The sequence below is a fragment of the Streptomyces sp. NPDC007095 genome (genome assembly GCF_040634475.1).
Lineage (GTDB): Bacteria > Actinomycetota > Actinomycetes > Streptomycetales > Streptomycetaceae > Streptomyces.
In genome coordinates, this window is record NZ_JBEYFS010000118.1 from 1 (window position 1) to 11,969 (window position 11,969).

General features: G+C 70.6%; 11 protein-coding genes and 1 pseudogene. 9 read left to right on the forward strand and 3 right to left on the reverse strand.

What is annotated here, in order from left to right; translation table 11 throughout:
• The 6 genes and pseudogenes from ABZ656_RS33280 to ABZ656_RS33305 all read left to right on the forward strand — a co-directional run.
• A partial coding sequence (locus tag ABZ656_RS33280) for a helix-turn-helix transcriptional regulator (protein ID WP_360272828.1) occupies nt 1-204 on the forward strand: 204 nt, incomplete at its 5' end.
• Nucleotides 205-1,081: 877 nt separating this feature from the next.
• On the forward strand, nt 1,082-3,712 hold the full coding sequence (locus ABZ656_RS33285; protein WP_360272831.1) for a hypothetical protein: 2,631 nt from the start codon (nt 1,082-1,084) through the stop codon (nt 3,710-3,712).
• Entirely contained in the window at nt 3,709-4,542 is an 834-nt protein-coding gene (locus ABZ656_RS33290) for a DciA family protein (protein WP_360272834.1), read from the forward strand. The genes ABZ656_RS33285 and ABZ656_RS33290 overlap by 4 nt, the downstream gene beginning before the upstream one ends.
• Before the next feature lie 108 nt (nt 4,543-4,650).
• A complete protein-coding gene (locus ABZ656_RS33295) occupies nt 4,651-5,811 on the forward strand; it encodes a protein kinase (protein ID WP_360272837.1) in 1,161 nt (386 codons plus the stop codon).
• Between the two features lie 42 nt (nt 5,812-5,853).
• Nucleotides 5,854-6,123, forward strand: a pseudogene (locus ABZ656_RS33300) (DUF721 domain-containing protein); the annotation flags it as partial.
• Nucleotides 6,124-6,302: 179 nt separating this feature from the next.
• Nucleotides 6,303-7,916: a hypothetical protein gene (locus ABZ656_RS33305; protein WP_360272840.1), complete on the forward strand. Its 1,614-nt coding sequence runs from the start codon at nt 6,303-6,305 to the stop codon at nt 7,914-7,916.
• Between the two features lie 118 nt (nt 7,917-8,034).
• Here the strand turns inward: ABZ656_RS33305 and ABZ656_RS33310 are convergent, their stop codons facing one another.
• Nucleotides 8,035-8,940: a DUF4231 domain-containing protein gene (locus ABZ656_RS33310; protein WP_360272843.1), complete on the reverse strand. Its 906-nt coding sequence runs from the start codon at nt 8,938-8,940 to the stop codon at nt 8,035-8,037.
• Between the two features lie 4 nt (nt 8,941-8,944).
• The gene (locus tag ABZ656_RS33315) at nt 8,945-9,505 is read right to left on the reverse strand and encodes a hypothetical protein (RefSeq protein WP_360272919.1); all 561 of its coding nucleotides are present in this window, start codon (nt 9,503-9,505) and stop codon (nt 8,945-8,947) included.
• Nucleotides 9,506-9,749: 244 nt separating this feature from the next.
• Here ABZ656_RS33315 and ABZ656_RS33320 point away from each other — a divergent pair, with 244 nt between their 5' ends.
• The gene (locus tag ABZ656_RS33320; RefSeq protein WP_099934957.1) at nt 9,750-9,959 is read left to right on the forward strand and encodes a hypothetical protein; all 210 of its coding nucleotides are present in this window, start codon (nt 9,750-9,752) and stop codon (nt 9,957-9,959) included.
• A 76-nt stretch (nt 9,960-10,035) separates the two neighbouring features.
• Nucleotides 10,036-10,722, forward strand: coding sequence for a restriction endonuclease (locus ABZ656_RS33325; RefSeq protein WP_360272847.1), 687 nt, complete (start codon nt 10,036-10,038; stop codon nt 10,720-10,722).
• A gap of 28 nt (nt 10,723-10,750) precedes the next feature.
• Here ABZ656_RS33325 and ABZ656_RS33330 read toward each other — a convergent pair whose 3' ends face one another.
• The gene (locus ABZ656_RS33330) at nt 10,751-10,927 is read right to left on the reverse strand and encodes a hypothetical protein (protein ID WP_360272850.1); all 177 of its coding nucleotides are present in this window, start codon (nt 10,925-10,927) and stop codon (nt 10,751-10,753) included.
• Nucleotides 10,928-11,266: 339 nt separating this feature from the next.
• Here ABZ656_RS33330 and ABZ656_RS33335 point away from each other — a divergent pair, with 339 nt between their 5' ends.
• Nucleotides 11,267-11,932 carry a DUF6417 family protein gene (locus tag ABZ656_RS33335; RefSeq protein ID WP_360272853.1) on the forward strand — a complete coding sequence of 222 codons (666 nt, stop codon included), beginning with the start codon at nt 11,267-11,269 and terminating at the stop codon, nt 11,930-11,932.
• Nucleotides 11,933-11,969: the final 37 nt, after the last annotated feature.

Genomic DNA, 11,969 nt, shown 5'->3' on the forward strand with positions numbered 1-11,969 from the left:
CGGCAACAGCTTCGGCTCGCCGCCGGCCTCACCCAGACCGAAGTCGCTGAGGCCATCGGCGTCAAGCGTCTCGCGGTCGCACAGTGGGAGGCCGGGCGTGCCCAGCCCCACCGGGGAAACCGTCGTGCGTACGCACATCTCCTTCGGAAGTTGGCCGCAAAGCATCCGGACGCCGCTGTCGAGGGGACGTCCGATGAGGGATGACCTTGAGCTTCCGGCTGTTTCCGGGTTCGCCGACGCCGCCTTCAGTATCGAGGGGGTCGGGATGACCTAGGTCATCGGCCGCGCGCGCCAAGACGTGGACTCGCAATCCACAGTGGCCTCGCGCGGCCCGTCGTGCCGACGGGGATTTCGCAACCCAAGTCGGCCGCCCAGCCCCCGGATTCGCACCCGGTTCTGGGCTCCAGCTCATTGAGCTGGTTCTTCATCGCAATGCAATACCCCGCTTTGGCAAGCGGGTCGTTCCATCCGGTCCGCAAGAACCGGACTCGCATCCGCAGTCACCCCCTCGCAAGGGGCTTCTGCACCGTTCCGCCGGCCCCGGCAAGGGCTGACGGAACAACCGTTCGAATCACCTCAAGGAAGGGAGACCCGCCTCTGGTTCTTCGTCCGGTGCCCGCTCCTCCCGGAGGGGGCGCCCACACATCCACACGAACGGATAGGCCTGCCCCGGCAGGGGCTCGGTCGGTCCACCCATATGGAAGTTGGTTGCTCTCATAGTGCACGATCTGGTGTCCCCCTGTCAGCTCGGCTACGCCCGATTCGCCCTGGTTCGGGGGCAGCAGGCTTCCCGCCTGACGGGATTCGCGCAGTCGTTTTTTCCTGTTCAGGAAGTTAGTCCGAAATGTTCCCTCCAGTCGAAAAACTTCGGCGGGAGCGTCACACGCGACCCGGATTTTCAACCTGTAGACGGTGTGACCACCTCTACCTGCCCCGACCCGTCCGTCTCCGATCTCGTTGTCCACAGGCCCTCGGCTGCTCGCCGGAATCTGTCCACAGGGCAGGTCCCTGATGCTGCCGGAATGATCGTTCGCACCTGCCCGCGAGTGCCCTCGCACAACTCTGTCGCGGCGGTGGGTCGATGAGCGCCCTCACGGCGCCGGCCGCCACGCTGGACCCGCCTCTCTGGGAGGGCGTCGGCACCGTCGTCGACGACGCCCTGATGCTTCCCGGGCTGCGGTCGGTCCCGGCCTCCGGTCAGCCGGACGACAGCGGCCTGGAGGACCCGCTGCGCCTTGGTCGGAAGATGCGGCTGCGACTGCTCGCCGCGGTCCAGGCGCTGATGGCGGACCCGTCAATCGCCCGGCTGAAGGACGCACCGAAGCTGGCGGCGGTGGTGATGTACGCGAAGTCGCGGGCGCCCAAGGGCGAGAAGAGCGACCTCCAGACCTCCATCTGGGGCTCGGAGCTCGGTCGGTGGATGGGCATGAAGGAGTCGACCGTCCACCACAAGGTGCTGCCCGTGCTGCGTGGCTCGGGTGCGCTGCGGACCCGGGTGGTTAGGGACGCGAAGGGGCACCCGACCGGGCTGGACTGCCTGGTCATGCCGCTGTGGAACGCCCACCACGGCGGGGGAGCGGGGCACCCGCTCGCGCTGTCCAAGGCGGAGCTGGCGACGCTGCTGCGCCTGATCGAGGCGCTGTTCGGGCACGGCTGGACGCCGGAAAACAAGGAGCCCACGCCGCCGGGGCTGCTGGCCGGCCGTACGGGCAAGGGCGCGGCGACCGACCGGCTCGGGCTGCTGCTGATGGTGCTGCACACCCGGGCGTCGGGCTGGCTGCAGCTGTGCGGCGGCTCGGTCAGGAAGAAGGAGGGCCGTGGGGCGGCGACGCTGGCGCGGCTGCTGGGCTGCTCGCCGTCCGGGGCCAGGAAGGTCCTGGCCCGGTTGACGGAGGCCGGTGTCGTGGCGCGGCAGCGCAAGGCGACGTCGACGCGGATGAACGGCCGGGGCAAGGTCATGCTGCTGCCGGTCGCCCGCGCGTACGGCCGCTCTCTGGCCTCTGTGGAGGCTGTTCAGGGGCCTGATCCCGTGTTTTTGGCGCGTCCTGATGGTGCGTGCGGAGATCATGCTCCCGCTGATGTGGCCGGTGCCCTTGGTACGACTGGGATCTGCGGTGCTGAGAGCGCCGAAGAGACTGCGGATCAGGAGCGTCCCGATGGTGCAGAGCTCCACGCAGTCCACGCGTCTGTGGTTACTCCCGTCGTTCCTCTCCAGCTCTCTTGTGGTTTTTCCGGCGAAGCCCGTGAGGGTGAAGCAAGTCGGCCGGAGCGCGTGTGCGTGCGCGAGGACCAGGCCGTCGACGGCGAGACCGCCGTTGCCGAGTCGGCGCCGCCGACCGCTGGGGACGGCCCGCTCCGCGGGGAAAAGCCGAAAGAGTCCCCGGTCGATGAGCGTGATGGGCAGCCTGCTGCCGGGGCTGTCGCCGGTGACCAGCCGAAGGCCTCGGGTTGGGAAAAAGCGCAGCAGCAGCGGAGGGCGGGTCTCCCGGCTGATCTTGGTCTGCGGGTGGCTCTGGGGCCGGTCGCCGGGCTGTGGCAGCGGCTGTCCGGCTGGCAGCAGGACCAGGTCGCGGCGGCCGCGAAGGCGGAGGTGAAGCGGCTGGCGGGCCTGCTGGAGCAGCCGGAGGCGGCGGCGCGGCTGCTGGCCGACCGGCTCACCGACCGGCTGGAGGAGACCGGCGGTGAGGCCCTGGTCTCCCGCCCGTACCCGTGGCTGATCCGCCGCGGCCTGGTGCAGCGTCAGGCGTGTTCGGACCGGCGGTGCGATGACGGGATCCGGCTGGACACCGGCGGGGAGTGCGAGAACTGCGGCAACGTGCTCCACATCCGGCGTGCCCGGCGGGCGAAGATCGCGGCGGAGGTCGACCGGGAGCTGCCTGGCCTGAGTGAGGGCGAGCGCCGCCGGGTCCTCGAGGAGCGGCTGCGTGAGCAGGCGGCCATCGAGGCGGAGGGCCTCGTGCGGCGTCGGGAGCAGGCCCGCGCGGAGCAGGCCCGCCGCGATGCCGCCCGTGCGGCTGCCCGGAAGCGGGCGGAGCGCGAGCGTGAGGCCGCGGCCGCTGCCGACGCGGTGCGCCAGGCATTGCCGTGCGAGGACTGCGGGCAGGAGCGGGCGGCCGGGCTGTGCGAGGCGTGCGACCACCGTCGTCAGACCGAGACCCTGATCGGCGAGGCCGGTCTCATCGCGGCGGCTTGGTCCGCCGACCTGACCGACCCGGGCACCGTCGCGGCCGTCACTGCCGGGGCCCGGACTGCCATCGGCGACAGCATCGCCACCGCATGGCAGGAGTTCCTGCAGATCGCCGACGTGGCCGCCCTGGAGGCCAATCCGGAGGCAGCTGAGGACGCGTACGCATTCGCCGCGTTCCAGACCGCACAGCAGGCCGTCCAGGAATACCAGGACGACGCGCTGGCGATGTTGGGCCGGACCGAGGAGGCCGAAGCTGAGGCGCGGCGGGCGTTCAAGGCTGAGCAGGGCCGCCCCTGGTTCCAGCACAACCCGAGCGGTGCGGACGCTATCGCCGCGGCGACGAAGGCCGCCGACGCTGCCCGGGAGCGCACCGCGCAGTACCTGCTGACGGAGCGGCTGGAGCAGCTGCGCGAGCAGGCCTCCGCCCGGACCGAGACGGCCGCGGCCGCGCCGTGGACGGACCGGCTGCCCGAGCTCGCCGCGCGCCCGCTGGACAACGACGCCACCCCGGCGGTGATCGCATGAATGCCGAGCTGAGCGGGGTCGACCTCGCGCGCCAGGCCCTGGTCGCGGCCCGGGAAGCGGCGAAGAAGAACGGCGCCACCCAGACGAAGAAGCCGAAGCGGCGCACCGACACGGCTCTGCGCCGTGACGGCCGCGAGCCGCTCGGACTCGGCAGCGCTATCAGCCGGATGATGACCGAGCGCGGGATGGTCGCCCCGGCCGCCGGCGGCAGCGTCCTCGCCCACTTCGACACCATCCTCGCCGCAGCCGTGCCCGAACTCGCCGGGCACGTCCAGGCCGTGGCGTTCGACGCGGCCACCGGCCGCCTGGACGTCGCCCCCGATGCGCCCGCGTACGGCACGCAGCTGCGCTGGAGCGCGCCAAAACTGATCGCCGCGGCTAACGAGAAGGTGCCCGACGCGAACGTCCGCGCCCTGCACGTCCTGGCACCCGCCTCCATGAAGAGCGACCATGCGGCCCCCGACCAGGCGCTGCGGCTGGCCGCAGCCGTCGCGCCGGTGGAGCGCCGGACACCGCCGGACGGCTACCGCCGCGCGATCGAGGCGCACCGCCAAGCCGCGCCGCCGTCCCGGGTGGACCAAGGCATCGCGGAAGCAGCGGAGCGGCAGACCGCAGCGATGCGAGAGCTGTCCCGCCGGGCCTTCCCCGAGCCCGACATCGTCCCGGACGATGCACCGACCCAGATCGAGCAGGCCCGCGTTCAGCGCCGCCGCCAGGCCGCGGCGACCGAGGCCGCCGCGCTGCGCCGAGCCCGGCAAGAGCGTGCCGCCCGGGCGTCCGGTACGGCGGCCGTCGTACCGGAACCGGCTGCACTGCGGACCACGGCCTGAGCCAACTCATAGATCAGCACCCCCTGTTACTGGTGGTTGTCCCGGCGTAGCGTGACGGGTACACGCCTGGTACACCGTGCGTCGCGGTGCGTGCGGGAAGGGGGAGTCATGCAGGCAGGGACCGTCCTGGACGGGCGTTACCGGCTGATCGAAGCGATCGGCACGGGCGGGTTCGGGCAGGTCTGGAAGGCACACGATCCCAAGATCGACCGGCTGGTGGCGGTCAAGGTCCTCACCGGCGACGGCAGCACCGACAACGACCGGCAGGTGGCTCGGTTCGCCCGCGAGGCGGCAGTCGCCGGCGGCCTGTCCCACCCGCATATCGTCACCGTGCACGACTTTGGCTCCTCGCTGCACGACGGACGGCAGTACGCCTATCTGGTGATGCAGCTGCTGCTTGGGGATCCTCTCAGCACAGTGCTGGAAGCCGGCCGACTGCCCCTGCCTGACGTCGTGCGCACGGCGGCTTGTATCGCCGACGCCCTGGGCACCGCGCACGAGGCGGGCTTGGTGCACCGGGACATCAAACCGTCCAACATCATCGTCCGCCCCAACGGCACGGCTACGGTCGTGGACTTCGGCATTACCAAGAGCGGCGATGAACGTCACGACATCACCACCAGCGGCGTCATCATCGGCACTCCGGCCTACATGGCACCCGAGTGCTTCGACGGCACCTTCGATCACCGCTCAGACCTGTACTCGCTTGGATGCGTGCTCTACGAGATGCTCACCGGGCAGCGGCCGTTCACCGGCACGTCCTGGCAACTGATCAACCAGCACCTCAACGAACAGCCGACTCCCTTGCTCAAACGGCGGCTCAGCACTCCGCGGGAACTGGCGGACCTCGTCACCCAGCTCCTGGCCAAGAACCCCAGTGACCGCCCAACCGACGCCTTCCAGGTCATGCTGGCCCTCCGCGAGATCGACCGTCGGTACTACGACGAGGACTCACCTAGCCGTGGGCCAGACAGATTCGTCCGGTCCGCTGTGAGCCCTCAAATCGCAGCCTTTGGCGCAGTCAAAGGGCTTCGTCTGACCGACCTGAACCCTTGCGCCGCGTGCGCCTCCAGGCCTGGTGCGCACGGTGTGGAGGGCTGCGAGTCCTGTCACGGGACTGGCGAGGTCTTCAAGGAGACAACCCACCGGATCCGTTTCCCACCAGGAGTTCAGGCCGGGCAGCGACTGCGACTCAAAGGATTGGGCTGGCCCGGCAGGAACGGTGGGGAGGCGGGTGACCTCCTCGTCGTCGTACGGATTGAGGGGTAAAGCGCGGCCGGCCTGACGACAACGACATCCTGCGCCCGCGCTCAGGCGGCGGCCCGGCCGTCCCGAGTGGACCCCAGCATCGCGGAAGCGGTGGAGCGGCAGACCGCCGCGATGCGGGAGCTGTCCCGCCGCGCGTTCCCCGAGCCCGACGTCATCCCGGATGACGCGCTGGCCCCGATCAAGCAGGTTCGCCTTCAGCGTCGCCGCCAGGCCGCGGCGACCGAGGCCGCCGCGCTGCGCCGGGCCCGCGCCGAGAAGGCCGGAACGCTGCCCCACAAGAACGCGCCTCAGTCGTTGGGTAGAACGGCATGACCAGCAGAACGGAGGCGGACATGACGGATCAGGTGGACCCCTGGGACGACCGGCCAAGGCGGTGACCGTGTGAGGACCAAGCCGGGCGGCATTGCCTCGCGTACGGGGTCCTCTGGCTGGTGAACGCCCCTGGTGACACGATGAGTTGGCACGATCGGCGGGACGCGACGGGAGCATTTGTGCAGGCTGACAGGCGGCGGATCCAGACGGCGGTGCTGAGCAGTGCGGAGTCGGAGGAGCCACTGATGCTGCCGATGGAGGCCATCGAGTTGGACGTGTTCCGCCACCGCTACGAGGACGAGACCTTCTGGTGCGGGACTTTGCTCGGTGGCTGCGGTGGTCAGTTGACCACGAAGTTGTACACGGACCGCGCCTGTCATTTCGCGCATCACCCGGATCCGGACGGGCTGCCGCACGTGTGCGGGCGCGGCGCCCGCGGCGTGAACAGTGCGGATCACCTGTATGTGCGGTCGGCGGCCGCGGCCTGGCTCGCCGGCCACGGCGAGGAGGCGAGCTTCGAGTACACCGGCTCGGCCGGGGCGCCGCTCGGCTCCGTCGTCGACATCCGCTGGCCGCGCGGCGCGCTGCGGGTGCACCTGGACCAGGCGGTGGCGCCGGTGTGGGACGACGGCCTGGAGCCGGTGCTCGGCCTGGGCGTTCCGGTCGACCGGGACACGCTGATCCAGCGTTGGTACGTGCACCGGATCCGCCTGGACAGCGAGGGCACGAGCAGGCGGGTGCGGATCGGGACCGAGGCCTTCGCGCGGCCCACCGAGTGGTTCGCCCTGGAGGAGTGCGAGGTGACGGAGCGCGGGCTGTCGACGCCGGCGGTCCAGCGGATCGTCCAGGCCCGCAGCGCGGCGGCGCCCGCGAAGTGGACGCCGGGGCAGAACACGGACACGGCACAGGACACCCGGGCGCGGGAGCTGCTGCGCAAGCTGCTCTACGCCCGCCGGACCGAGTCCATCGCCCTGGCGGATTCGGTGTGCCGTGAGATGCCGGAACTCGCCGGCGTGAGCCCGCGGCTGCAGGAGCAGCTGGATGCAGCCCTGCGCTCCGGCCTCCTCTGGATCGAGAAGGAAGTCGGGGCCCGCAGAGGGCTGTTCGCCAGCCTGGAACAGGCGGTGGCTGAGAAGCGGGCCGGGAAGGTCAAGAAGCTGTTGCGGGATGCTAAGACGGCCGCCAAAGACGCCTGTTCCGAGGAGGAGAGCCGCGTGATCGACGCGGCTGACGGCTACCTCACGTCCATCGCGGCGGCCAGGAGCAAGCGCCTGAACACCCTCCTCGATGACCTTGACCAGCTTCCCCCCGACCCGGACCCGGACGTACTGCGGATCAAGGTCCGTGAGCTGCTTCGGGCAGCGAGCGAGGCCGGCAGTATCGGGCCGCATCGTCAGGCCAAGGTCGAGGCCTGGAGGGAGCGTGTACGTCAGACCGCAGGCCCTCTCCGGCCCGGACAAGAAAAGCGGCTTCCGCCGCTCCATCGGCAAGTTACCCGGAAGAGGTGGCTGGAGAGGCGCTGCCCGCGCTGCGGGGCGAACAGCGGCCAGCGATGCGCCGTCGACACCATGCCCGGTGAGATGCGGCGGGTGCCGCACGACGAGCGGCTGAAGCCGATCATCGACGAACGCAAGGAACAGCAACGGTCGCGGCGGCCGTGGCGGGTGTACGAGGTGACCTGCCCCGACTGCGGCCAGGAACCCGAGCAGCGGTGCACCACGTTGGGCGGCCCGCACCGCTCACGGGTCGAACTGGCCAAGGAATACACCCGATTGAAGAAGGCTCACTCGTAGCCAAGCCGGATGCCGAGTGTGCTCTGCCCGCCGGCTTCCACCAGGCGCGGCGGGACATCCTCAACCGTCACATCGAGGGCCGCGGCCGCGGCCGCGGCCGCCGGTAGACGGCTCGCCGTCAGGCCGCGGGCGGCTGGCTGGAGGGCGTGGCCTGATCGGCGGGCTGGTCCAACTGCTGCTGGCGGCGCCGCTGCTCGTTGCGGTGGTCCTCGACGCGCTGGGTGAACTTCTTCAACGCCTCGTCCTCCCGGCCGGGTCCGTACTCGCTGTAGTGGCCGATGCCGAGACGGACGGCGTTGGCCTCCTCCTCGATGGCGTCGGCGGTCTGCTGGAGGAAGTAGCTGCGCTCGCGGAACTTGTAGTAGCCGGTGAACATCGCGGCCACCGTGATGGCGAAGCTGATGACGGTCAGGGTGACGCTCTGCCAGGTCAGCTCCTTGCCGGTGTCCAGGGCCGCGATCGTGGTCGTGGACGCTGAGCCGATCATGATGAGGGTCTGCAGGCCGTTGTGGATCCGCCGGTACTTGCGGCTGTCGGCCTGGTACTGCTCGACCGCGGTCGTGACTTCCTCGCGGTAGAGCTTGCGTCGGTCGTCCAGGTCCGGGTTGTTCCTGACCTTCTGCTTCCACAGCGACTCCTGCGCGGAGGCGAGCTGCGCCTCGAGGCGCTGGAGGGTGGGCAGGTCCCGCCCGGCGAAGTGCACGCCGACCAGCGCCAGCAGGGACATCAGGAGCAGGCTGCCGCAGATCAGGTCGCCCAGGACGAACCGCGCCGGGGTGCCGGTGGTGAACCAGGCGATGCCCGTGCCGATGACGGCGGTGAGTAAGGACAGCCAGCTGACCGCCCACCCGGCGCGCCAGAGGCGATCCAGCCGCCGGCGCCGGGCGAGCTTCTCCTGGGCGTCGATGACGAGGTTGGTGGTCACCACGTAGATCCGTTCGTCGGCGTCCCGCTGGCGGGCGAGGACCAGTTCGTTCGCGTCCCCGATCCGGCGAGGCGCGTCGTCGTCGAAGTCCCGTGCCACGGGCTCAGCGGGCGAACGCTTCGGTCAGGCTGACGCGGTAGCCGTCCTCTTCCATCAGCACGACGGTGACGCCGAACGGGTCGGGGTGGTCCAGCTCGATCGGGGTGAAGGAGAAGTTCACCGCGGCCTGGATGGGCGGCACCAGTTCGACGCCGGGCTGCGGCGCCGGGGCCGGCCTCCAGTCGGGGGCGACCGACGCCCAGCCCTCGGGGCTGCGGGACACAAGCTGCTCGCTGTAGGGGAACTGGTGCAGCACGTGCCCGTCGCGGCTGGCGAGCACCATGTTCAGGCACGGCGCCGGGCCGACGATGGGCAGCTCGCAGGCGGTGGCGACGTCGTGGGTCTCCCAGGCGAGGACCACCTCGTCCGCACCGGCCGCCGCGGCGATGTTCGCGAGCTCCGCGATCCCGGCGAGCGCGTCCTGGCCGACCTTGAGCGGGCGGACCCAGATCAGACCGACCAGCTCGCCGCGCACCAGCGGCATCATGACCGGGCGCGGCACGACTCCCTCGCCCAGCGAGGCGGTGTACGCCTCCTTCACCACGCCGACCAGGCCATTCCACATCCGTGCTTCCACGGGAGCCCCCTCGCTGATGCCGTTCTCGATCAGCTGACCCTGCCACGCAGGTTGTCGCTGTGTCAGCGAGAGGATCAGCCAGCTGCGGTATTCGGCCAGGTCCGATGGCTTTGTGCCATTCGTCGGCAACCCCGTCCCAACATCGCTGAGGCCCCGCTACATAAGGAGGCTGGGGTGGCGTGTTGCCGTCCCCGCGTGGTGATGGCCGTTCGTGTGGGGGAGGTCGGGACGGTTGCTGACCATCAACGTGGCGGTGCTGCTCGCAGTCATCGTCGTCTGGCGGCTGCGGCGGCGTACGGAGGCCCGCAGCCGCTTCGACGAGAAGCTGACCGTCGTCATCGTCCTGGCGCTGGGCGTCTTGATCGCACCCACCCCGGCGGGCCAGGGGATCTTGAACATCTTGGGACAGCTCGCGAGCGGCGTCACCCAGGCCAGCCGATGAACCCCCGCCCACGCACGGGCCGGACGGCGCCCGCCGGTGCGCACCGCGGATCACGGGTCTGGGGAGCGGGGGAGTGATGGCGGCACGTCGACGGCGTCGGCGCTTGAAGAAGCGGACGCGCAGGCAGCTGCAGGGCTGGGGTGCGGTGGCGGCGGTGGCCGCCGCGGTGTGGGTGGCCCGGCACTGGTCGGTGGTGTGGCCCGTACTGGTGGCCGTGCTCGCCACGGCCGTGGTGGGCGGGGCCGGATGGACGCTGCTGCGATCGCACCGTCTCGCGGTCGGCCAAGACCGCGCGTGGCGAGCCCAGGAGGAGGCCAGGGCGAGGGAGTTGTCGATGGCCGAGGTCGACGCGTTGTCGTGGCAGGAGTTCGAGACGTACGTCGCCGAGCTGTGCCGACGGGACGGCTGCACGAAGGTCGTCGTCAGCGGCAAGAGCGGGGACCTGGGCGCGGATGTCGTCGGCTACCTGGCCGACGGCCGCAAGCTGGTGATCCAGTGCAAAAAGTATGCGCCGCACCGAAGCGTGTCCTCACAGGACATGCAGAAGTTCGTCGGGACCGCCCGTCTTGAACACGGCGCGGACGTCGCCTTGTTCGTCACTACCTGCCGCACATTCACGAAGGCCGCCCTGGGCCTGGCGCTGCGCCAGGACATCGTGGCTCTGCACCGCGACTTGCTGGGCTCCTGGGTCAAGGGTGCCCATCTGGAGACCCTGATCCCGCTGAACGGCAGCGGTGGCGGCATCAGGCGCCCCTCTGCCTGACTGGGCAGGCTGCTGTACTGGGCTGGTGTCAGGACGGCCAGGACAGCGCCGTCAGCAGGATGACGCCGGTCACGAGGATGAGCGCGGTCAGTGCCGGCCGACGGGTGCGGCCCGGTCCGGCTCCGACCGCGATCAGCGCGCCGGTGAACACGGCGACCAGGAGCCACACGGCAAGCCACGCTGTCAGGGCCGGGGATGCGCCCACGGCCCGGGATGCCCAGGTGGCTGCGCGGCCCAGCACCAGGCAGGTTGCCCCGGTCAGCAGTGCCCAGATGGCGGGGGCGGTCCATTTCGCGGTGGGGTCGGTGCCGACGGGACCAAAGCCCGAACCAGCGGCGGTGCAGCCAGGAAGTCACCAGGCCAGTGTGCCGACCCGCCATCTCGAAGGGGCGCAGTACCCCGAAGCGGTGTCCCGCCCGGCGCGCGTCTGGAGGCCGGTGTCACCCGGTGGGCTTGCCTTCTCCCCTTCGCACCTTCCAGACCAGCGTCGGCGTCTACGGTCGGCACACGCGTACGGGCGTTGCGCACAACGCGGGGGAGTGGGATGAGGAGTTGGGAGAGGGCGCTGTCGGTGCTGGAGGCGCTGCGTGAGCGCGGGCAGGCGGCCGGGCACGGCTGGACACTGGACACGGAGCTCCTTCCGCCGCATCAGCAGCAGGTGAACACGCTGGAGAGCCAGGGCCTGGTGGAGCTTGCCTGTCGGGAGGACCGCGCGGAGCTATCGGCTCTGGAGGGGCGGCCCGTGCGGTGGGCGGCCCGCCTGACCCCATACGGCCACGACACCCTCGCTTACGGCCAGTCCCGCCCCCGGGCCGAGCCCTCTCCTGGCAATGCGGGCCCGGGCCGACAGCTGGTGGAACTGATCCCGTCGCAGATGGCGGCACTGCGCGTGTTCGTCGGCCTCGCCGGCCAGCTCCGGGTGGCGCCCGCTGATGGGCTGGCGGATCAGGTCAGGGCGGCCTCGTGCGACCACGGGATCAAGCGGTGGCAGCTGTATCTGACGGAGGAGCAGATTGCATCCGTGGCGTACGGGTTGTGGCTGCACCGGATGACGGGCTCCGCCGCTGAGGCCAACCGCTTCGGCCGCGAGTACGGCGTCGTACACAGCACTGCCAGGGCCGGGGGCGAGGGATCTCCGGCTCTCGACAGGCCGCCGTCGGCAGCCGGAGCGGCCGCGCCGGGTGGCGCGAGGGGCAGCGGGCGAGGGTGACGGTGATGGGCTGGTCGGGGCAGCTGCTGAGGACCTC

Excerpts from the sequence above, each read along its gene's own strand:
- ABZ656_RS33315 (WP_360272919.1), bottom strand. The coding sequence starts at position 9,505 with ATGTGGAATGGCCTGGTCGGCGTGGTGAAGGAGGCGTACACCGCCTCG.
- ABZ656_RS33290 (WP_360272834.1), top strand. The coding sequence starts at position 3,709 with ATGAATGCCGAGCTGAGCGGGGTCGACCTCGCGCGCCAGGCCCTGGTC.
- ABZ656_RS33325 (WP_360272847.1), top strand. The coding sequence starts at position 10,036 with ATGGCGGCACGTCGACGGCGTCGGCGCTTGAAGAAGCGGACGCGCAGG.
- ABZ656_RS33295 (WP_360272837.1), top strand. The coding sequence starts at position 4,651 with ATGCAGGCAGGGACCGTCCTGGACGGGCGTTACCGGCTGATCGAAGCG.
- ABZ656_RS33285 (WP_360272831.1), top strand. The coding sequence starts at position 1,082 with ATGAGCGCCCTCACGGCGCCGGCCGCCACGCTGGACCCGCCTCTCTGG.
- ABZ656_RS33335 (WP_360272853.1), top strand. The coding sequence starts at position 11,267 with ATGAGGAGTTGGGAGAGGGCGCTGTCGGTGCTGGAGGCGCTGCGTGAG.